This is a genomic window from Planococcus salinarum (assembly GCF_007004625.1).
GTDB classification, from domain to species: Bacteria; Bacillota; Bacilli; order Bacillales_A; family Planococcaceae; genus Planococcus; species Planococcus salinarum.
The window spans coordinates 160,268-180,088 of the sequence record NZ_VIFV01000003.1 but is presented as its reverse complement, the minus strand read 5'-3'; the positions used below and the strand labels follow the sequence as shown (position 1 = coordinate 180,088).

The 19,821-nt window shown below is 48.7% G+C and carries 18 protein-coding genes; 1 reads left to right on the top strand and 17 read right to left on the bottom strand.

The window, feature by feature from the left end:
- Positions 1-15: 15 nt before the first annotated feature.
- The 12 genes from smc to DIJ65_RS04550 form a co-directional block, all read right to left on the bottom strand.
- Complete coding sequence (gene smc, locus DIJ65_RS04610) at positions 16-3,564, bottom strand: chromosome segregation protein SMC (RefSeq protein ID WP_117302716.1); 3,549 nt, start codon at positions 3,562-3,564, stop codon at positions 16-18.
- Between the two features lie 3 nt (positions 3,565-3,567).
- Positions 3,568-4,323 (bottom strand): ribonuclease III, encoded by a 756-nt coding sequence (gene rnc / locus DIJ65_RS04605; protein WP_117302718.1) that lies wholly within the window; start codon positions 4,321-4,323, stop codon positions 3,568-3,570.
- 254 nt (positions 4,324-4,577) lie between these two features.
- On the bottom strand, positions 4,578-4,814 hold the full coding sequence (locus DIJ65_RS04600) for an acyl carrier protein (RefSeq protein WP_117302720.1): 237 nt from the start codon (positions 4,812-4,814) through the stop codon (positions 4,578-4,580).
- Between the two features lie 40 nt (positions 4,815-4,854).
- Entirely contained in the window at positions 4,855-5,601 is a 747-nt protein-coding gene (gene fabG / locus DIJ65_RS04595; protein WP_117302722.1) for a 3-oxoacyl-[acyl-carrier-protein] reductase, read from the bottom strand.
- Positions 5,598-6,533, bottom strand: coding sequence for an ACP S-malonyltransferase (fabD, locus tag DIJ65_RS04590; protein WP_117302724.1), 936 nt, complete (start codon positions 6,531-6,533; stop codon positions 5,598-5,600). The genes fabG and fabD overlap by 4 nt, the downstream gene beginning before the upstream one ends.
- Positions 6,530-7,522, bottom strand: a complete 993-nt coding sequence (plsX, locus tag DIJ65_RS04585) for a phosphate acyltransferase PlsX (protein WP_117302726.1) — start codon at positions 7,520-7,522, stop codon at positions 6,530-6,532. Before plsX ends, fabD begins: the two co-directional genes overlap by 4 nt.
- Entirely contained in the window at positions 7,519-8,103 is a 585-nt protein-coding gene (gene fapR / locus DIJ65_RS04580) for a transcription factor FapR (protein ID WP_117302728.1), read from the bottom strand. Before fapR ends, plsX begins: the two co-directional genes overlap by 4 nt.
- A gap of 92 nt (positions 8,104-8,195) precedes the next feature.
- Positions 8,196-10,238: an ATP-dependent DNA helicase RecG gene (gene recG, locus DIJ65_RS04575; protein ID WP_117302730.1), complete on the bottom strand. Its 2,043-nt coding sequence runs from the start codon at positions 10,236-10,238 to the stop codon at positions 8,196-8,198.
- Positions 10,228-11,127: an L-serine ammonia-lyase, iron-sulfur-dependent, subunit alpha gene (gene sdaAA, locus DIJ65_RS04570; protein ID WP_117302732.1), complete on the bottom strand. Its 900-nt coding sequence runs from the start codon at positions 11,125-11,127 to the stop codon at positions 10,228-10,230. Before sdaAA ends, recG begins: the two co-directional genes overlap by 11 nt.
- 16 nt (positions 11,128-11,143) lie before the next feature.
- Positions 11,144-11,806: an L-serine ammonia-lyase, iron-sulfur-dependent subunit beta gene (sdaAB, locus tag DIJ65_RS04565; protein WP_117302734.1), complete on the bottom strand. Its 663-nt coding sequence runs from the start codon at positions 11,804-11,806 to the stop codon at positions 11,144-11,146.
- Between the two features lie 213 nt (positions 11,807-12,019).
- Positions 12,020-13,672, bottom strand: coding sequence for a DAK2 domain-containing protein (locus tag DIJ65_RS04555; protein WP_117302736.1), 1,653 nt, complete (start codon positions 13,670-13,672; stop codon positions 12,020-12,022).
- A gap of 18 nt (positions 13,673-13,690) precedes the next feature.
- A complete protein-coding gene (locus tag DIJ65_RS04550) occupies positions 13,691-14,053 on the bottom strand; it encodes an Asp23/Gls24 family envelope stress response protein (protein WP_084245114.1) in 363 nt (120 codons plus the stop codon).
- A 221-nt stretch (positions 14,054-14,274) separates the two neighbouring features.
- On the opposite strand from DIJ65_RS04550, the gene rpmB reads away from it, so the two are divergent.
- Positions 14,275-14,463 (top strand): 50S ribosomal protein L28, encoded by a 189-nt coding sequence (gene rpmB / locus DIJ65_RS04545; protein WP_117302738.1) that lies wholly within the window; start codon positions 14,275-14,277, stop codon positions 14,461-14,463.
- Positions 14,464-14,881: 418 nt separating this feature from the next.
- Here rpmB and DIJ65_RS04540 read toward each other — a convergent pair whose 3' ends face one another.
- From DIJ65_RS04540 to DIJ65_RS04520, 5 genes are read right to left on the bottom strand one after another with little or no spacing between them, the layout of a single operon-like run.
- Complete coding sequence (locus tag DIJ65_RS04540) at positions 14,882-15,523, bottom strand: thiamine diphosphokinase (protein ID WP_117302740.1); 642 nt, start codon at positions 15,521-15,523, stop codon at positions 14,882-14,884.
- Entirely contained in the window at positions 15,520-16,185 is a 666-nt protein-coding gene (rpe, locus tag DIJ65_RS04535) for a ribulose-phosphate 3-epimerase (protein WP_117302742.1), read from the bottom strand. Before rpe ends, DIJ65_RS04540 begins: the two co-directional genes overlap by 4 nt.
- Complete coding sequence (rsgA, locus tag DIJ65_RS04530) at positions 16,178-17,074, bottom strand: ribosome small subunit-dependent GTPase A (RefSeq protein ID WP_117302744.1); 897 nt, start codon at positions 17,072-17,074, stop codon at positions 16,178-16,180. The genes rpe and rsgA overlap by 8 nt, the downstream gene beginning before the upstream one ends.
- 14 nt (positions 17,075-17,088) lie before the next feature.
- Positions 17,089-19,062, bottom strand: a complete 1,974-nt coding sequence (gene pknB / locus DIJ65_RS04525; RefSeq protein WP_117302746.1) for a Stk1 family PASTA domain-containing Ser/Thr kinase — start codon at positions 19,060-19,062, stop codon at positions 17,089-17,091.
- A 2-nt stretch (positions 19,063-19,064) separates the two neighbouring features.
- The gene (locus DIJ65_RS04520; protein WP_230321405.1) at positions 19,065-19,814 is read right to left on the bottom strand and encodes a Stp1/IreP family PP2C-type Ser/Thr phosphatase; all 750 of its coding nucleotides are present in this window, start codon (positions 19,812-19,814) and stop codon (positions 19,065-19,067) included.
- Between the last annotated feature and the right edge of the window lie 7 nt (positions 19,815-19,821).

Genomic DNA, 19,821 nt, shown 5'->3' with positions numbered 1-19,821 from the left:
CCATCACTCCTCCAATTATAGTTGTTCCTGCAGTTTTACAGAAACCAGCTTAGAGATGCCTGATTCCTGCATCGTAATGCCATAGAGCACATCTGCGCCTTCCATCGTGCCTTTGCGATGCGTGATGACGATAAATTGAGTGTCTTCACTGAATTTCTTCAAGTATTGGCTGTAGCGTACAACATTCGATTCATCGAGTGCCGCTTCCACTTCATCGAGAATACAGAACGGCACCGGCCGGATATTCAGGATGGCGAATAGGAGCGCGATTGCAGTCAATGCCCGTTCGCCTCCCGACAGCAAACTGAGATTCTGCAGCTTTTTGCCCGGCGGCTGAGCGATAATTTCCACTCCTGTCGCCAGCATGTCCTGGGGGTTGGTCAATACGAGATCCGCCGAGCCTCCCCCGAACAGTTCTTTGAAGACGCGCTGAAAATGGGAACGAATGGCATGGAAAGTTTCATCGAAACGGGTCGTCATTTCTTCATCCATTTCCCGAATGACTGTCCGCAGGGTCTCTTTTGCCTCGTTGAGGTCATTTCGCTGCTCAGTCAAGAAGTTGTGGCGCTCCGCAACATGTTCAAATTCTTCGATGGAGCCAATATTGACAGGCCCCAGTTCTTCGATCGACTGCTTCAGCAATTTAACTTTTTTTCGTACAACATCTTCTTCATCCGCAAGTTCAAATTTCATCGCCTCTTCCAGTGTCAGCTCGTAATTGCTTTCGAGTTGCGAGAGAAGGCTCTGGATCTGAACATCCAGCCGCGTCGATTTGACTTCGCAAATGCGGATCGCTTCCACAAACCCCTTATGGAGCCGCTGAATTTCTTTCAGCTCCTGCTCCAGTGCGGTCAGATCATTCTGATTCATTGTACGGCGTTCTTTCAGTTCGCTGATTTTCTGCTGGCCGGCCTGCTTTTTATACGTCCAGTGGTTGATTTGCGCAATGATTTCTTCATCAGAATAGACTTTTGCGGCTTCTTCCGATTTCATCCATGCGAGCTCTGCGCGGATTTCATCCAGCTTGCGCGCAGTTTTATCCCGTCGCTCCAGCAATTCAGCTTCACTTTGGGTCAACTGACTGACACGTTCTTTCATGACCGCCATTTTTGATTTTTCGTCAGCAAATCGGACCAGCACCGCATCGCGGGCACTTTCATTTTGCTGCTTGAATTGGGTCAATTCCTCAATCCGCGCAGACGTACCGGAAAGTTCCGACGTTATTTCGCCGAGTCGTCCGGATGCCGTTTCTTTGCGACCGGTTACTGCATCGAGATCAGATACTTTGTTTTTTTGTTCAGCCTGGAAAACCTTAAAGCGCTCTTTGGTTGTGTTGAGCACAGCGCTGATTTCGCGCAGCGTCATCGCCCGTTCCGATTCCAAATCCCGGTATTTCTCCCCATCAGAGCGCAGGTCATTCAGTTTTTGCTCTGTGATGTGGACTTCGGATTGCTCTTTTTGTACGGTCTTTTCAGCATGCGCAATCGTCTGCTTCATTTCTTTCGATTGCTCCAGCAATTGATCCAGTTCCGCTTTTCTGGTGAAGAACGATGCCTGCGTCTTATTGGCACCGCCGGTCATCGAACCGCCGGCATTGACGATATCCCCTTCAAGCGTCACCACCCGAAACCTGTTTCCTGTGGTTTTGGCAATCGCTGTTGCACCTTTCAGGTCATCAGCAATGATGACGTTTCCGAGAAGATTTTCGATGATCATGCTGTAAGCGGGATTGTATTCCACCAATTCAAATGCCATTTTGATAAATGACGGGTGCTGTCGGACCGAAGCCAGCGTATGGTCGGGAATCGTTCTCGGCTTCATGACGGTCATCGGCAAGAAAGTCGAACGGCCCGCTCTTTTTTCGCGCAGGAAATTGATGGCATTGCGCGCATCTTGTTCATTTTTTGTGACGATATGCTGGCTGGAAGCTCCAAGTGCCGTTTCAATCGCTTTGGCGTAATCCTGATTCACTTGGGCAATTTCTGCTACTGCGCCGACAATGCCGGTTAATTGGCCCTTTTCACGCGCCTGCAGCACTTCCCGTACCCCCTGGAAAAAGCCGGAAAAATCGGCTTCCAATTCCTGTAAGGTTTCAATACGGGAATCCATTTGCTTTTGAGACTGGTATGCCTGGAATAGCATGTTTTGCTTTTTATCAAATGACTCTTTTACTTGTTGATAGCCTACTTCAGTTTCACGGTATAATCGGCGCTTTTCTTCGAGCAGCGCTTTGATGGTTTCGTGTTTCTTCTCAGCCTCGGCTTTTTCTGTTTCCAGCCTTTGCAGTTCGCTGTCAAAATCTTCCTGTTGCAATGCGATTCTGCTGGTCGATTCAGACAATTGCTGCTCCTGAAGATCAATATTCTTCAATTCATTCCTGACGGTCGCCTGTTCATTCATCAATTCAATATAAAGCGATTTGAATGATTCGATTTCGTTTTCGATATCGGCCGGCGTTCTGCTCAATTGCTCTTCCAGCTGGCGGATGGAATCCCGGATCCTTTGCTGCTCGGACTTCCTTGCTTCCAGTAGTTGCGCTTGCTCCTCGTGTTTGGCCGTCAAAACCTCCAGCTCAGCCTGTTCAGCTTCCAGATTTTCCTGCAGCTGCTTTGCCTGGCGGTCTGCATTATGCTTTTTCTCGGACATCAGCAATTTGCGGCCTTCCCATTTCTCCGTTTCGGAACTGGCTTCAATCAGGCTGCTCTGTTCAGTGTCGATGTCACCGTCAAGTTGTGCCAGCAATTTACGAATTTCCGATACGGCCTGTTCTTTTTCCGCAATTTCTGCGGACATCTCTTTTTCTTTTACGCTTTGACTTTCAGCGTCCTCATCCAATCGTTCAAGCTCTTGCTTATAACGACCGGCGTCAAATGCCAATAAAGCGATATCCGAATCCTTCAGTTCTTCGCTCATGTCAAGAAAGTCACGCGCCGCTGATGCCTGGATTTGCAGCGGTTCCATACGGCCATCCAATTCATGCAGAATATCCAGTACCCTGTTCAGGTTCTCATCAGTTTCATTCAGCTTCACTTCCGCTTTTTTCTTGCGCTGTTTGTATTTCAGCACACCTGCGGCTTCCTCAAAAATAGAGCGGCGCTCCTCAGCTTTGCTGTTGAGGATTTCATCCACCCTGCCCTGCGAAATAATGGAAAATGCTTCTTTACCAAGTCCCGAGTCCATGAACAGATCTGTAATGTCCTTTAACCGGCAATTTTGTTTATTTAACAGATAGGCACTTTCCCCACTTCGAAAAACCCTTCTCGTTACGCTGACTTCGCTGTAATCGAGAGGGACCCGGCCATCCGTGTTATCAAGAACCAAAGTAACTTCAGCAAAATTCAAAGGTTTCCGCGAATTACTGCCGGCAAAAATGACGTCTTCCATCTTTCCGCCACGCAAGGATTTTGCGGATTGCTCTCCGAGGACCCAGCGAATGGCGTCGGTAACATTGCTCTTCCCGCTGCCATTCGGTCCCACGACTGCTGTAACACCGGGAACAAAATCGATGCCGATGCGATCAGCGAACGATTTGAACCCCATCACTTCCAATCTCTTCAAAAACATCCTCTAGTCCTCCATTGCTTCCTGCAATTTACGGATTGCCAGCTGAGCAGCCTGCTGTTCCGCTTCTTTTTTGGACCGTCCATTTCCAATGCCCAGTTCCTTTTCGGCCAAACTGACGCGCGTTACGAAAATACGGCTGTGCGCAGGTCCCTTTTCATCGATAATCTCGTAATTCAGCGTTCCGGAATTTTTTTGCTGCACAATTTCCTGCAGTTGACTTTTATAATCCATCACATGCGAAAAAGCACCGATTTCCACTTTCGGGAAAAGAATTACTTCCAAAAATGAAACGACCGGTTCAAGTCCCTGGTCCAGATACAAAGCCCCGATAAATGATTCGAAAACATCGGCCAGGAGCGCCGGGCGTGTTCTGCCGCCTGTCAGCTCTTCGCCTTTGCCGAGCAATATATACTTGCCGAAATTCAATTCATTCGCAAACAACACGAGTGACGGTTCGCAGACGATCGTTGCCCGAAGCTTCGTCAACTCGCCTTCGCTCATATCAGGATATTTCATATAAAGATAATGGGATACCGACAATTCCAGCACAGCGTCGCCCAAAAATTCGAGGCGTTCGTTGTCCGTGAATTTTTTTCGGCGATGCTCATTCACATAGGATGAATGGGTGAAAGCTTGATGGAGCAGCGCAGGGTTCCGAAAATTCACATCCAGTTCCTGTTGGAGCTGGTTGAATGCCTTTATGACATTTTCATTCAGCACTCCCGGCTTTTGTTGGTTAAGGTTTTTTTTCATAGCCATTTTTATCTGCCTTCCTTTGATGTTCTTCCGTCAATTTTACCTGTTTTCCGGCTCCAACGCAAAAAAAGAATTGACGCACAACCGCTTCAGTTGCAAGCGATTATGCGTCAGGGTTATTTCATATTTTTGTGTCCAGACTCCAGCGCCCAGTCCCTCGAGGTCGCTTCGGCCTTACCGATAATGGCTAAAAGCGCCATTATCTTTAAGCCCTCCAGCGCTTGTCGGGACTTAACAGGCGCTTTCGCTTTTCTAAATTATGCCTGTTTTTTCTCAATGTAAGAAACTGCGTCTCCTACTGTCGCCATGCCTTCTGCATCTTCATCAGAAATTTCCATGTCGAATTCGTCTTCAAGTTCCATAACCAATTCCACTACATCCAATGAATCAGCACCCAGGTCTCCTGTGAATGAAGCTTCAAGTTTCACTTCGTTCTCTTCTACACCCAGACGATCCACGATTACTTTCGTTACTCTCTCCAGTACTGTTGCCAATGTCGTCACCTCCCCTCAATGCAGTATACAGAAAAACAAATTACATGACCATTCCACCATCAAGGTGCAGGGTTTGCCCTGTCATATACGACGCTTCATCGGAGGCAAGGAATAAAGCAGCTTTCGCCACTTCTTCCGGCTTGCCGAAACGGCCCAACGGTATTTGCGACATCATCGACTTTTGGATGTCCTCATTCAACTGGTCCGTCATGTCTGTGGTAATGAACCCAGGCGCCACTGCATTTGCCGTAATGCCCCGGCTTGCCAGTTCACGCGCAGTGGTCTTCGTCAATCCGATGACACCGGCTTTTGAAGCGACGTAATTTGCCTGCCCCGCGTTGCCCATGACACCGACGATCGATGCGATGTTGACGATGCGTCCGGAGCGCTGTTTCATCATCTGGCGTGTAACCGCTTTGGTGCAGACAAACACACCTTTCAGATTGGTGTTGATGACATCGTCCCATTCGTCGTCTTTCATGCGCATCATCAAATTGTCGCGGGTGATCCCGGCATTATTGACCAGAATATCCACGGAACCGAAAGCTGCCATCGTCTCTTCGACCATCGCTTTGACGGCTTCCGCATCCGCTACATTCGCTTTTACCGCGATGGCTTCTCCGCCGTTCTGTTTGATCGCTTCCACTACTGCTTCCGCTTTTTGCTGGCTGCCGCTGTAATTGACAACGACATTCGCCCCCGCTTCTGCAAATCGTTTGGCGATTTCAGCCCCGATGCCTCTCGAGGCACCGGTGATGATTGCAGTCTTGCCAGTTAAGTCGCTCATTTTTTCAGCTCCTCTATCGCTTTTTCGCAGGATTCCATATCATTGACCGCCAACACAGTTACGGAACGATCAATTTTTTTCACCAATCCACTTAATACTTTTCCGGGACCGATCTCCACAAAGACCGTGACACCCAGTTCGATCATTTTCCGCACCGATTGTTCCCACAACACCGGAGAATACAATTGGCGGACCAGAAGATCCTGGATCTGTGCGGCATTCGTTTCGCTCTCCCCAGTGACGTTGGCCACTACCGGCACATTGGCGTTCATCAGAAATGCCTTGCTCAACACTTCCGAAAGATCCTGGGAAGCCGGACGCATCAATTCGGAATGGAAAGGACCGCTGACGTCAAGCGGGATCGCTCTTTTGGCACCCTTTTCCTTCGCCAGCCTGCAAGCTTCCTCAACGCCGGCTTTTGTTCCGGAAATGACAATTTGCCCCGGGCTGTTCAAGTTAGCCAATTGGACAACTCCGGTCGTATCCATCACATGATTCGTGACTTCTTCCAACTCTTTAGCGTCCATTCCAAGAATCGCGGCCATGGTTCCTTCGCCCGCCGGCACTGCGTCGTTCATGAAAAGCCCGCGTTTGTGCACAATTTCCACGGCATTTTCGAACTTCATGACGCCGGAAGCCACCAAAGCACTGTATTCGCCTAAACTGTGTCCGGCCGTATAGGAAGGGACAATCCCTTCGCGTGCCAGACGTTCCGTAATCATTGCGCTGACTGTCAGCAAAGCTGGCTGCGCGTTGTATGTAAGTGTCAGTTCTTCTGCGGGCCCTTCAAGCATCAGCTTGGACAGTTTCATGCCGAGAGCCTTATCGGCTTCCTCAAAAAAGCCGCGGCTTCGTTCGTCGCTCAAAAAGGTTTCGCCCATTCCGACTGTCTGGGAGCCTTGTCCCGGGTAGATAAATGCTATTTTCGTCATTCTGACTGCTCCTTTTTCAACGTGTTATAAATTGTGCCCGTTACATCGAATTCGATCATCATACGGGTCTGGCGGATGGCATTAAAAAAAGCTGTGCTGTTTGAGGATCCATGGGCTTTTATGACTGGAGCCTTCAGACCAAACAAGCCTGCACCGCCGTATTCGCTGTAATCCAGCATCCCTTTTAAACCGCGCATGTCCTGTTTGACCATTGCTGCAGCCAATTTATTCTTCATGGAAGACATGAAAACATCCTTGATCATTGCGAACACATTCATGGCGGTGCCCTCTATCGTCTTCAATACCATGTTTCCGGTAAAGCCGTCCGTCACCACCACATCCGCTGCTCCGTTCAGTAAATCACGTGACTCCACATTGCCGATGAAATTAACCGGCGCTTCTTTCAATAAGGGAAACGCAGCTTTTGTCAGGTCGTTCCCTTTTTTCTCTTCCGAGCCAATATTCAGCAAACCCACCGTAGGATTTTCGATGCCCCGGACTTTTTCTGCATAGATGCTGCCCATAATTGCGTATTGGACAAGGTGCTCCGGACGCGCTTCTGCGTTTGCGCCCATATCCAGCATGACAAAGCCTTTGCCGTCAATCGTCGGCAATGTCGGCGCCAAAGCCGGCCGGTCCACTCCATCAATCCGCCCGACGATAAACAGCCCCGCCGACATCAGCCCGCCCGTGTTTCCGGCAGAGACACAACCGTCCGCTGTTCCGTCTTTAACAGCCTGCGCCATCCGCACCATCGAAGCGTCTTTTTTTCTTCTGACCGAACGCACCGGATCGTCTTCCGCTTCGATTTTCTCTTCACAGTGGAACACAGACAAACGGTCATTATCTTTCAGAAATTCCTGCATTTTTTCCTGGTGCCCATACAGCTGAATCTCCAAATCCTTGAATTCTTCCAGCGCCTTGTAGACGCCTTCGATTATTTCTCTCGGCGCGTTATCTCCGCCCATTGCATCGACTGCTATCTTCATCCAACTTCACCTTCACTTTGTTCCGTCATTCGATACATTTCGAATGTACCGATAAAAACTGTCACCTGATCCACCGTTGAAACGACTTTTACAAAAGCACGGTTTTTTTCAGGCTGCCTGTCGATCACTGTAGCTTTTGCCACGATGCGCTGGCCCGCCTTTACTGGACGCAGGAACTGCAATTCCGATTTCACGGTCAATGCCAGCTCTTCATTCATGATTGCGACCGCCAGCGAATTTGCCTGGGCAAAAAGATGATGCCCACGCGCAATCTGGTTGCGCTGAAAAACATGTTCCGGTTTCACATCAAAAATCGATATCGCTTTTTCATCCAATTCGATATCAATGATTTCTCCGATCACTTCATCGATCGGGAGCGATTTCACTTCATCTTCAAATGTCTTTACGGCAACATGCTTTATTCGTTCGCGCAATTCTGGAATCGATAATTCCATCCGGTCAAGCCTGATGGTCTGGACACTGACGTCGAATTCAGCCGACAGTTCCTCATCCGTCACAAACGGATTTTCAATTATCGATTTCTTCAACTCTGTTTGCCGTTGTCTTTTTGTAAGTTTCATTATGTCACCGCCCGCTATTAGCACTTGGTACTAATATCAGTATATTGATATTAAAAAAAGAATGCAAGAGCGAATATAGCGCTCCTGCATCCTCAGTCCAACCGTGCCATCGACAGGGCGCCGGACTCTTCCAGCATTCTCCGTAAGCATGCGGTTTCATTGCTTGTCCAGAATTCTTCGCTGTTGATCAGTGCTTCAGCGTCTTTCCTCGCCGTTTCAAGTGCACGGTAGTCATGGATCAGGTCAGCCATCTTGAATTCCGGCAGGCCGCTTTGTTTGCGGCCGAAGAAATCTCCCGGCCCCCGCAGCTTCAGATCCTTCTCCGCCAACACAAAACCATCATTCGTTTCGGTCATTGAAGTCATCCGCTCTTTGCCGATTTCCGTTTTCGGATCCGCCAGCAGCACACAATAGGACTGTTCACTGCCCCGGCCGACACGCCCTCTCAATTGATGGAGCTGCGACAAGCCGAACCGTTCCGCATCGTAAATCAGCATGAACGATGCGTTCGGCACGTTGACTCCCACTTCGACGACAGTCGTCGAAACAAGAACGGCGATTTCCCCTTCGGTAAAGGAGCGCATCGTTTCTTCTTTTTCATCTGAGTGGAGGCGGCCGTGCATCAGGCCCACCGTGTATTTGCCGTGGAAAACACTCGATAATTGACTATACAGTTCGATCGCATTCTGGAAATCCAGTTTATCCGATTCTTCGATCAGGGGACAGATGACATAGGCCTGCCGTCCCGCTGCAAGTTCCTTTTCCATCCGTCCGACGATTTTTCCGAACATATCTTTTTTCATCCAGAAGGTTTGAATTTCTTTTCGGCCTACCGGCATTTCGTCGATGACCGAAACGTCCATTTCACCAAAAGCGGAAATGGCCAGTGTCCGGGGAATCGGCGTGGCCGTCATAAACAGCACATCGGGATTATAGCCTTTGTCTTTCAGCACGCGGCGTTGGTCGACACCGAAACGGTGTTGTTCATCCGTAATGACCAGCCCGAGTGCCTTAAATTGAACGTCCGGTTGAATCAGGGCGTGGGTACCGATCAGGATATCGATTTCCCCTGAAGCCAATTGCTGGAGAATCAGCTGGCGTTTTTTGCCTTTTACAGAGCCGGTCAACAAAGCGATTGTTACAGGAAATGGCTCGAACCATTCCGCCAGGGTATTGGCATGCTGTTCCGCCAAAATTTCTGTGGGGGCCATCAACGCCCCCTGCAAACCTGCAGATACAGTAGCGTAAAGGGAAATCGCAGCGACCACAGTCTTGCCGGACCCCACGTCCCCCTGCAGCAGGCGGTTCATCCGGAATGGCTCTTTCATATCCTTGGAAATTTCATTGACGACCCGTTTTTGCGCTTCGGTCAATTCATAAGGAAGGGACTGGACAAATTTGCGGACTTTTTCCACGTCATAGTCAATGAACGATCCCCCTTCTTCTTCGCGATTCTTTTTGCGGAGCGCCTGCATTTTCAACTGGAACATCAACAATTCCTCGTAGACAAAACGGCGTCGCGCCTGTTTCAGTGAATCACCGTCGGGCGGAAAATGAACCCATTCCAGGGCATCCGCCAGCGGTGCCAATTTGTACTCTGTCATGAATTTTGTTGGAATGCATTCTTCCAGGTCATTCTTCGCCAAGTCCAGCGCCTGCCGCATCAGTTTTCGGAAGGTCTTCTGATGAATCGATCCTTTCAGGCTGTAGACCGGCTCAAAATCCGCGCCGTCTGTGCGCGGGCCCATCGAATGATTGGAAACGGTGATGATCTGGCGTCCACGATCCCATTTTCCGGTCAACGTGATGATTTCACCGATGTGCAATTTGGTTTTCACATAATGCTGGTTGAAAAACACCGCTTTGATCAAATGGCGTCCCACCATCACCTGGACCGTTGTGCGGGATTTATTTTTCCCTAAAAAAAGGACGGAAGGTTCACTTTCGACCCTTCCCTCCACAGTTACGCGTTCATTATGCGGTGTGTCCACCAGATCTTTCAGCTGAAAATCTTCATGGCGGTACGGAAATGTCATTATCAGATCATCGATCGTTTCAATGTTCATTTCCTTCAACGTTTCAGCTGCCTGTTTGCCGACGCCCTTCAGGACGGCGACGGAATCTTTACTTGCCACTGCCGACCACGGCTCCGCCGAAAATTTTCGATTCCAGCCATTTGCCTGTCGGTGTTGCCGCGAGTCCGCCTTTCGCGGTTTCCTTTAACGCACTTGGCATCGACTGGCCAATTTCGAACATTGCGCCGATGACCTCATCAGTCGGTATGCGGCTCGTTACGCCGGCCAATGCCATGTCTGCTGCCACAACGGCATTGGACGCGCCCATTGCGTTGCGTTTTACGCAGGGAACTTCCACTAGTCCGGCAACCGGATCACAGACCAACCCCAGCATGTTTTTCATCGTGATGGCGAATGCTTCCGAACTTTGCTGAGGTGTACCCCCGGCCATTTCAACGATTGCCGCAGCGGCCATAGCCGCGGCAGAGCCGACTTCCGCCTGGCATCCGCCGGCCGCTCCGGAAATTGAAGCGTTATTTGCTACGACAAATCCGAACGCACCGGAAGTGAACAGATAGCGGATCATTTGCTCCCGGGTCGGATCCAACTGATTCTTCACCGCGAATAAGGTGCCCGGCACTACGCCCGCTGAGCCTGCCGTCGGTGTTGCACAGATTGTGCCCATTGCAGCGTTCACTTCGTTTGTCGCAACGGCTTTGCTGACAGCATCGAGCATCAGCGTTCCTGACAGCGAATTTCCTTTTTCAATATATGCCTGCAGCAATACAGCATCTCCACCGGTAAGCCCAGAAATGGAATGTACGCCTTTCAGCCCTTTTTCCACCGCTTCTTCCATGACCGTCAGATTGCGGTCCATCTGCACCATGATTTCTTCGCGCGTGCGCTGCGTGATGAGTATTTCCTGTTCAATCATGATTTCCGATATCAATTTATTTTCATTTTCTGCTCGTTCAACCAATTCTTTAACGTTACGGAATAAAACATCCATTCGTATATCCTCCTGTTCAGTCAGCGATTCTTGTCACTTGTGTGATATGCGGCAGTTGCCTCAATTCATCCATTACAGCGACATCAACCGTCTGATCCACTTCAATGACCATCAATGCCATTTCGCCTTTTTGCCGGCGTGACACTTCCATATGGCCGATGTTGATATCGTATTTATACAAACAATTGGAAACGCTTGCAATGCATCCCGAGCGGTCGTCATGGACCACCAGGATAGCCGGGTGATTTCCTGACAGACGCAGCGGGAAGCCGTTCAATTCCGTGATCTCGATTTTACCGCCGCCAATCGATATCCCGACCATCGACATTTCCGCACGGCTGTCACCAACTACAATGCGTGCCGTGTTCGGGTGGTCAGTGTGGCCCGTCTCCGGAATAAATTCAAATTCCATGCCGGCCTTTTCGGCTTCTTCAAAAGAAGTCTTTATACGTTCGTCATCCGTGTCATAGTCAAGCAGGCCGCCGATAATGGCGACATCCGTGCTGTGTCCTTTATACGTTTCAGCGAAAGAGCCGTAGAGATGGACCTTCGCCCATTCCGGCTGACGCCCGAATAAATCCCTTGCTACTCTCCCGATGCGTGCTGCCCCCGCTGTATGCGAAGAAGATGGTCCGATCATGACCGGACCGATTATATCAAAAACAGATTTGAACTTCATGGCTCAAACCCCTTTCTCTCTATTTGCGTATAGCTTCAGTTTACACGATAGGAACGCTTTAGACAAAGAAAATAAAGCTTACGACCTATCACGCGAAAACGGAAAGGATAGATTTTTCCCCATCAAAAAGCCGGTGGCGAAAAGATTTCCCTTTTCGCCACCGGCTTTATGTTTTTATTCGCCTGGAATTCCTGGTGCATAATCTGCCACAGGTTATTCCACGGAAAGAATATAAGGATAAAGCGGCTGTTTGCCGTTGTGGATTTCCACTTCCACTTCATCATTCAGTGACTCGATGAATTCACCGAGCTTCCCGGCATCTTCTTCTGTAACGTCTTCTCCGTAAAGAATCGTTACGATTTCAGAATCCGCATCGATAAGCTTTTTGACCAATTCTTCTGTAACGTTTTCAAGGCGTTTATCCGACACGACAATCTTGCCTTCTGAAATCCCCATGAAATCATCTTTTTTGATGGTGATCCCATCAATCGATGTATCCCGCACAGCGAAAGTCACTGAACCTGATTTAACATGTTTTGATGCGCCGGTCATTGTTACGCGGTTTTCTTCAACGCTCGCTGAAGGATTGAATGCCAATAAAGCGGCCATTCCCTGAGGAACATCTTTCGTCGGCACCACAGCTGCTTCGATGTCAAGAATCTCAGCCGCCTGCTCGGCAGCCATGATAATATTTTTATTGTTTGGCAAGATCAGCACGCGCTCGGCTGAAACCGAACGGATGGCGTTGACAATGTCTTCTGTCGATGGGTTCATCGTCTGGCCGCCTTCGATTACATACGAAGCACCGATGCTCCGCAATAATTCTACGACACCTTCACCCATCGCGATCGTAACGACCGCATACGGATGTTTCGTTTCCTGCTTCTTGCCTTCTTTTTTAAAATTTTCTCCGACAATGTCGATATGCTGCTGGCGCATATTTTCGATTTTCATACTGATCAGGCTGCCGTAATCCTGGCCATATGTAAGGACTTTACCGGGTTCTTCGGAGTGGATATGGACTTTCGCCACTTCGTCATCTGCAATGACGAGCAGCGAATCACCGTAAGCGCTTAAATCCGAACGGAATGCCGCTTCATTGAACTCCTTTTTGTCGTCTTCGAACTTCACCATGAACTCGGTGCAATAACCGAATTCGATATCAGCAGTATCCATGAAGCCGGCAATTGTTTTGTGGTGTTCCGCGCTGACCAGGTCAGTCATGGAATTATTGACATGCTTCTCGGGCAACTCTTCGCCCTTCAGGCACGCCAAAAAGCCTTCATATACATATACAAGGCCTTGCCCACCACTGTCCACGACACCGACTTCCTTTAAAACAGGCAGCAGGTCAGGCGTTCTTTCGAGTGAAGCTTTTGCTTCGGTTACGATTCCTTCAAATAACACAATGATGTCCATTTCGTCCTTTGCCAGGTCCACTCCTTTGGCTGCCGAATCTTTCGCCACCGTTAGAATCGTCCCTTCCACAGGCTTCATGACCGCTTTATATGCCGTTTCAACCCCATGCTGAAAAGCATCGGCCAATTGCTTTGCCGATAATTCCTTTTCATTTACAATGGCTTTGCTGAATCCACGGAACAGCTGGGACAGGATTACGCCGGAATTTCCGCGCGCTCCCATCAGAAGACCTTTCGACAAGGCTGAAGCTGTTTTGCCGATATGCTCCTGCACATTGGCTTCCGTTTCCTTTGCACCTGATGTCATGGATAAATTCATGTTCGTTCCAGTATCGCCGTCAGGCACCGGAAAAACGTTTAATGCATCTACATAATCCGCGTTCTGGAACAAATGATGTGACCCCATCTGTACCATCTCAGCGAATTTAACTCCGTTTAATGACTTCATAACCGCTTCTTCCTCCTCCTACGGGTTCGTGACACGAACTCCCTGCACATAGATATTAACAGCCTTTACCGGCATGCCAAGCGTTTTTGTAATTGTATATTTAACTTTGGACTGAACCTGGTAGGCAACTTCAGAAATTTTTGTACCGTAACTGATGATGACATACATATCTATATTCAGATCGCTGCCCTCCTGGCGGACAATCACACCTTTGGCAAAATTCTCTTTTCTCAGTATATCAGTAAGGCCGTCGCGTATCTGATGTTTCGTCGCCATTCCGACAATGCCATAACATTCGATTGCTGCTCCTCCAGCTATTTGGGCAATCACATCGTTGGAAATATCGATTTGACCATAGTCATTTTTAATTTCAATCGACATTACGAATTCCTCCTTGAGTCCTATTTCACTCTTTTCATTCTACAACAAACCCCTATATAAGAAAAGCGGACGTTTTCAGGTGTAAAGGTTTTTTTCTTTAAAGGGATTGAAAATTAGTTGCAAACCGCAAATGTGTATGGTAAATTATTAAGGTATGTGAGATGAAAAACGAACTGAAATTCTATAATAATTTTCAGCTTCACTTGTGAGGAGGTACTTACATGGCTAAAGTATGTGCAATCAGCGGACGTAAAGCTCGCGCCGGAAATGCTCGTTCACACGCAATGAATTCGACTAAACGTACATGGGGAGCAAACCTACAAAAAGTTCGCATCCTTGTTGACGGCAAGCCGAAACGTGTTTGGGTTTCTGCAAGAGCAATGAAATCAGGAAAAGTTGAGCGCGTTTAATCGTTCTCATGAATAATGCCAGGTCTGACAATCGTCAGCCTGGCATTTTTTCGTGGAGATTTTTTTATACTTAGATTAAAGACAATTAAGTAGGCGATATTCCTCAAAACAGCTAAGCTTGCCGCGGGCTCGCGTCGAGCTAACTCGGACTCTTCGCCCGAGTGGATCTCGCCACTTCGCTGGTCCCGCAGGCGTCTACGCTGTTTTGCTCCATATCTCGAGAAAGTTCTCTAAGCAAAGGCGCGGCTTCGGAGCAGGCGAATGCCGACCGGACAAAAGACGAGTGCTCTTCTCGTCTTATTACGGGAGGCAAGGTTCGCCATACGAAGATGGCGCATCCTTTGCGACGAGCAGTGCGCAGGAGCAGAATCTTTGCACTGTCCATAGCGCCAAAGCGTTATATACAATATACATACCACTACTCATCCGCACTCTCGATCATCATGCAGTTTCCTTCTATAAAAGAGACAACACCCGACTGTTCGAGTTCGTTGCTGATGAACCGGGTGGAGCCGAATGGAATGGTTTCATCCGACACTTCGTACTTGAATCCCGTCAAACTGAAGCCTTCGATTTCCTCCGCGAACGGATAAAAGGAAATATAACGGTAGCGGTTGTTCCGCAGGATCTTATGGCTGCCCGCTTCCAGAAAGCGGATGCGGTTCTGCGTATTGATCAGGAAAAACTGGGTGCCTGGATATTTCAGATGAAAGCCGTATATCGCGTGCAAAGCACTCATGTAATGGTCCAGGCGGCCGCCAGTGACGCCTGTAATAATCACGGTTTCGGGATCGTAGGCCATCGCTTCCATCAGCGCCAGTTCGGTATCGGTTTCGTCTTTATCCGAAGAAGCCGGTTGAAGATCCGGAAAAATCTTCTTCATCCTTTCGAATTGTTCCTTTGATACCGAATCAAAATCCCCGACTGCCGCAGACGGCACAATCCCTTTATCCAGCAGGGCAATCGTTCCTGCGTCCACACCGATGAAAGTATCCTCCGGCCATATTGAAAAGTCCGGCAATTCGCTTGCCGGACCTCCCGCTATTATAATGATCTTCACAGAATCGCCTCTTGCCCAGCCTTTTTGATGCGCTGAAGGGCGGCAGCGCGGTCTTCCTGACCATAAATCGCCGATCCGGCAACGAATACATTGGCACCGGCTTTGGCACAAGCGGCAATAGTTTCTTCATTGATGCCGCCGTCGATTTCGATATCGATGTCCAGGCCTTTTTCTTTGATGATTGCTGCTAACTGCTCCACTTTCGGCAGGACGGACTCAATGAATTTCTGTCCCCCGAAACCGGGATTGACTGTCATAAACAGGACCAGGTCAATGTCTTCGAGAATCGGCAAAATCGCTTCCACCGGTGTGTGGGGATTTAAGACGACCCCCGGTTTGACGCCGAATGAACGGATTAATTGGATGGTTCTGTGCAGATGGGGATTTGCTTCGACATGGACGGTGATATAATCCGCTCCCGCTTTTGCAAAGCTTTCCACATAACGGTCTGCATTTTCAATCATCAAATGGACATCAAACGGCAGTTTCGTCAGCGGGCGGATGGCCTCCATGACGACTGCGCCAAATGAAATGTTCGGTACAAAATGGCCATCCATCACATCGATATGAATCCAGTCAGCTCCTGCTTTTTCAACTTCTGCGACTTCTTCTCCAAGTTTCGCAAAATTCGCTGCTAAAATAGACGGTGCAATTTTAATCATTGGAATACCTCGGCTTTCTGCTCATAATTTCTTCCAAAAACTTCAAATAATGTTTGTAGCGGTATGCCGGTATCTCTCCGGAATCCACAGCCGCTTTGATGGCGCATTTGGGTTCATTCAAATGCAGACACTCCCTGAATTTGCAGTCATTCGACCTTTCCGCCATTTCCGGGAAACAGCCCGAAAGCTCTTCTTTTTCCATGGTATCGAAGTCGAACGAACTGAAACCGGGTGTATCCGCCAGCAAACCGCTGTTGACTTCGATCAATTCCACATGGCGGGTTGTGTGTTTTCCGCGGTTCAGGGCTTTGGATATATCATCTGTCTTCAATTCGAGAGACGGCAAAATCGTATTGAGGATGGTTGATTTCCCCACACCCGATTGGCCGGCCAGCACGCTGGTCTTCCCTTCCAAAACCGGCATGAGCCGCTGCTGGAGTTTCGGGTCGTTGATATAAGTGGGAATGACTTCATAGCCGATCTTTTCGTAATCAGCGATATACTCCATAATTTTGTGTTTTTCGTCTTTATTGACCAAATCCATCTTGGTCAGGCAAATGACCGGCTTGATGCTGTGAGATTCGATGGCTGTCAGGAAGCGATCCAATAAGAGCGGATGAAAATCGGGTTGCTTGGCCGAAAAAACAAGAATTGCCTGATCGATATTCGCTATCGGCGGACGGACCAGTTCATTTTTGCGTTCATAGACATGCAAAATAGTCCCTTCCAAATCATTGTCCGCTTTATAATCCACAAAATCCCCGACAAGCGGAGAGATCTGCCTGTTGCGGAATACCCCGCGGCCGCGGCATTGGATGTACCGCTTGCCGTCTTCATCCAATACATAATAAAACCCACTGAGTGCTTTTCTTATTTGACCTTTCGGCATAAATTCCCTCCTTCTTATTCCACATTATTATATTCGATGGTTTCTTCAATAATGACTCTGCCATCCCGCAGGATTCGGTATACCGCCCGATTTCCTTCAGCGATCTGCAATTGGATCCGGCGCTCCGTATCCTCCGTAATGGAGAATTCCTCGACCGGCTCGGCCATCGTATTGGTCTCGTCCTGAATATAAATCTGAACCACCTGCTCTACCGGCTCTTCGCCTTCTTCCGCAGGTGTTTCGGGTTCATACGGGATGTTGACAGTATGAATGTAGGTTTTTTGCGGCAATTCCGGCGGTCCGGATGACAGCACAACGTTAATTGCGCCTCCCGCTTCCAATTCCGTGTCCGGTGCCGGAGTTTGTGTCAGCACTGTTCCGGCAGCCGCCTCAGAAGATGCTTCTTCACCGACGATATTGATATGGAAGCCTGTCGAGCGTGCATATTCACTGAGATCCGCTTCGTTGTATCCAATCAGGTTTGCAACGGAACGCATATCTTTCCCTTTGCTCACGACAAATTCCAATTCAGTTTCGCTCGGAATGATTTCGCTTCCCGCCTCCGGCTTCTGTTCCAGGATGGTTCCCGCGGGTTCTTCTGAAAACTGTTCCGTCTGGTTGACCGACTGGAATCGGGATTCCAGCAATTCCAGCGTCTGTTCAATATTGCGGCCGACATAATCGGCGATTTCGGATGATTCCTTGCCGAGGCTCAGATACAATTGAATTTCGGATTCCACACTCCGCAGTTTCCCGGCTTCCGGAATCGTTCGGATGACGGAGCCTTCTTCGATATCTTCAGAATGGCGTTCCCGCTCTTCTCCGATTGCAAAGCCTGCCGCACGCAGTTCCTCTATTGCTTCGTCACGTTCCATCCCTGTCACATCCGGCACAGCTGCCTGCTGTGGACCAAAAAGATCCGGAAATGCAAGGGCGACGGATAAGCCGGTTATCACAAGCAATAGCATAAGCCCCACAATCCAAGGCCCTTTTTTCTTCTCTTTTTTCTGAGGCGCCTGTTTGGCAGGCTTGGAATTAAGTTTTTTCGAAGAACCATTTGTAATCGTTTCATCCGCATTAACAAATTGCGAAGAATCTTTAATGGCAGGCATCGCCCGGGTGGCACCTTCATCTATCGGTGCCATGAATTTCGGTTCATTCAGTCGTTCAGGCAAAAGCACTGTTGACAGGTCCTCATTCATCTCATCGGCGGACTGGTAGCGGTGCTGAGCGTTTTTGGCAGTAGCCTTCAACACCACATTTTCCAGGCTCTGTGGAATGGTGGGAACGATTTCCCGAAGTGAAGGAGTTTCGGTCTGCAAATGTTTCAAGGCGATCGAAACAGCAGATTCACCTGAAAACGGCAGTCTGCCCGTCAGCAATTCGTACATGACGATGCCGAGAGAATAAATATCAGATTTCTTTGTGGCATTGCCCCCGCGTGCCTGTTCCGGCGAAAGATAGTGGACAGTCCCAAGCACTGAATTGGTCTGCGTATAGGAAGTCGCGCTCAAAGCCATTGCAATCCCGAAGTCGGAAATTTTTACGTTTCCTTCCTCATCCATCAGGATGTTTTGCGGTTTGATATCGCGATGGACAATCTGGTTATGATGGGCATGTGCCAATGCGGATGCCAATTGTTTCATAATCTTAACTGCCCGTTCCGGCGCAATCGGTGAATGTTCGATTATGTATTCTTTTAACGTTTTACCCTCTACATATTCCATGACCAGATAAGGGATCGAGCCATCTTCCCCGACATCGAAAATATTAACGATGTTCGGGTGTGCGAGGCTTGTCGTTGACAACGCTTCCCGTTGAAACCTCCTGCGCAGCTCTTCTTCATTTGAAAAATCGTATCGCAGCAGTTTAATGGCAATATCCCTGTCCAAAATCATGTCATGGGCCAGATAGACGTTCGACATGCCGCCTCCGCCGATCAATTCAAGAATCTTATAGCGGCCATTGATGTTTCTGCCGATCAACATATTTATACCTCCCCAGCTTTCGGGGCAAGAAGCACAAACGAAATATTGTCTTCTCCTCCCTTATCATTGGCAAGATCGACGAGATCTTGCCCTTTTTGGGACAAAGCTGAATGTGAAGCGACAATATCTGCAATTTCTTCTTTCGATACTTTATTGCTCAGACCGTCCGTGCAAATTAATAAATAGGAAGAATCGCTGAGTTCAAGTTCGACCATGTCCCCCTCGATTCCCCGTTCAGTTCCGAGTGCACGCACGATCCAATTCTTTTTCGGATGGTCTTCTGCTTCCTCTTCACTGATTTCCCCGCTGTCGACAAGCACATTGACGTAGGAATGGTCACGCGTGACCTGTTCTCCTTTGCCGTTGAACTTATAAACACGGCTGTCGCCGATATGGCAGACTACACAAAGATTGTTTTCAATCAAAACGGCAATCAGCGTCGTGCCCATGCCCTTACACTCGGGATGGCCTTCCGCATAACTATAAACTTCAGAATTGATAAGCTGGACCTTATCATCCAACCATCGTTTCTTGCTTTCCACCGAAGCAAAATTTTCGCTGTCGGCTTCCAGAAAATGCTTGCTCATCGCAGTCACCGTCATTTCACTGGCCACATCCCCTGCATTGTGGCCGCCCATTCCGTCTGCCACCAGCGCCAGCATCAAACCATCAGTCCTTTTGAGAACAGCCACGCGGTCTTCGTTCACTTCCCGCTTTTTTCCTGTATCACTTTCCATGACATATTGAAACAACAATCTC

Coding starts and splice junctions, on each gene's coding strand:
- rsgA (WP_117302744.1), bottom strand. CDS start 17,074: ATGCCGAAAGGTCAAATAAGAAAAGCACTCAGTGGGTTTTATTATGTA.
- rpmB (WP_117302738.1), top strand. CDS start 14,275: ATGGCTAAAGTATGTGCAATCAGCGGACGTAAAGCTCGCGCCGGAAAT.
- rnc (WP_117302718.1), bottom strand. CDS start 4,323: ATGGCTATGAAAAAAAACCTTAACCAACAAAAGCCGGGAGTGCTGAAT.
- smc (WP_117302716.1), bottom strand. CDS start 3,564: ATGTTTTTGAAGAGATTGGAAGTGATGGGGTTCAAATCGTTCGCTGAT.
- rpe (WP_117302742.1), bottom strand. CDS start 16,185: ATGATTAAAATTGCACCGTCTATTTTAGCAGCGAATTTTGCGAAACTT.
- plsX (WP_117302726.1), bottom strand. CDS start 7,522: ATGAAGATAGCAGTCGATGCAATGGGCGGAGATAACGCGCCGAGAGAA.
- DIJ65_RS04555 (WP_117302736.1), bottom strand. CDS start 13,672: ATGAAGTCATTAAACGGAGTTAAATTCGCTGAGATGGTACAGATGGGG.
- pknB (WP_117302746.1), bottom strand. CDS start 19,062: ATGTTGATCGGCAGAAACATCAATGGCCGCTATAAGATTCTTGAATTG.
- DIJ65_RS04550 (WP_084245114.1), bottom strand. CDS start 14,053: ATGTCGATTGAAATTAAAAATGACTATGGTCAAATCGATATTTCCAAC.
- sdaAB (WP_117302734.1), bottom strand. CDS start 11,806: ATGAAGTTCAAATCTGTTTTTGATATAATCGGTCCGGTCATGATCGGA.
- fabG (WP_117302722.1), bottom strand. CDS start 5,601: ATGAGCGACTTAACTGGCAAGACTGCAATCATCACCGGTGCCTCGAGA.
- sdaAA (WP_117302732.1), bottom strand. CDS start 11,127: ATGGATGTTTTATTCCGTAACGTTAAAGAATTGGTTGAACGAGCAGAA.
- fapR (WP_117302728.1), bottom strand. CDS start 8,103: ATGAAACTTACAAAAAGACAACGGCAAACAGAGTTGAAGAAATCGATA.
- fabD (WP_117302724.1), bottom strand. CDS start 6,533: ATGACGAAAATAGCATTTATCTACCCGGGACAAGGCTCCCAGACAGTC.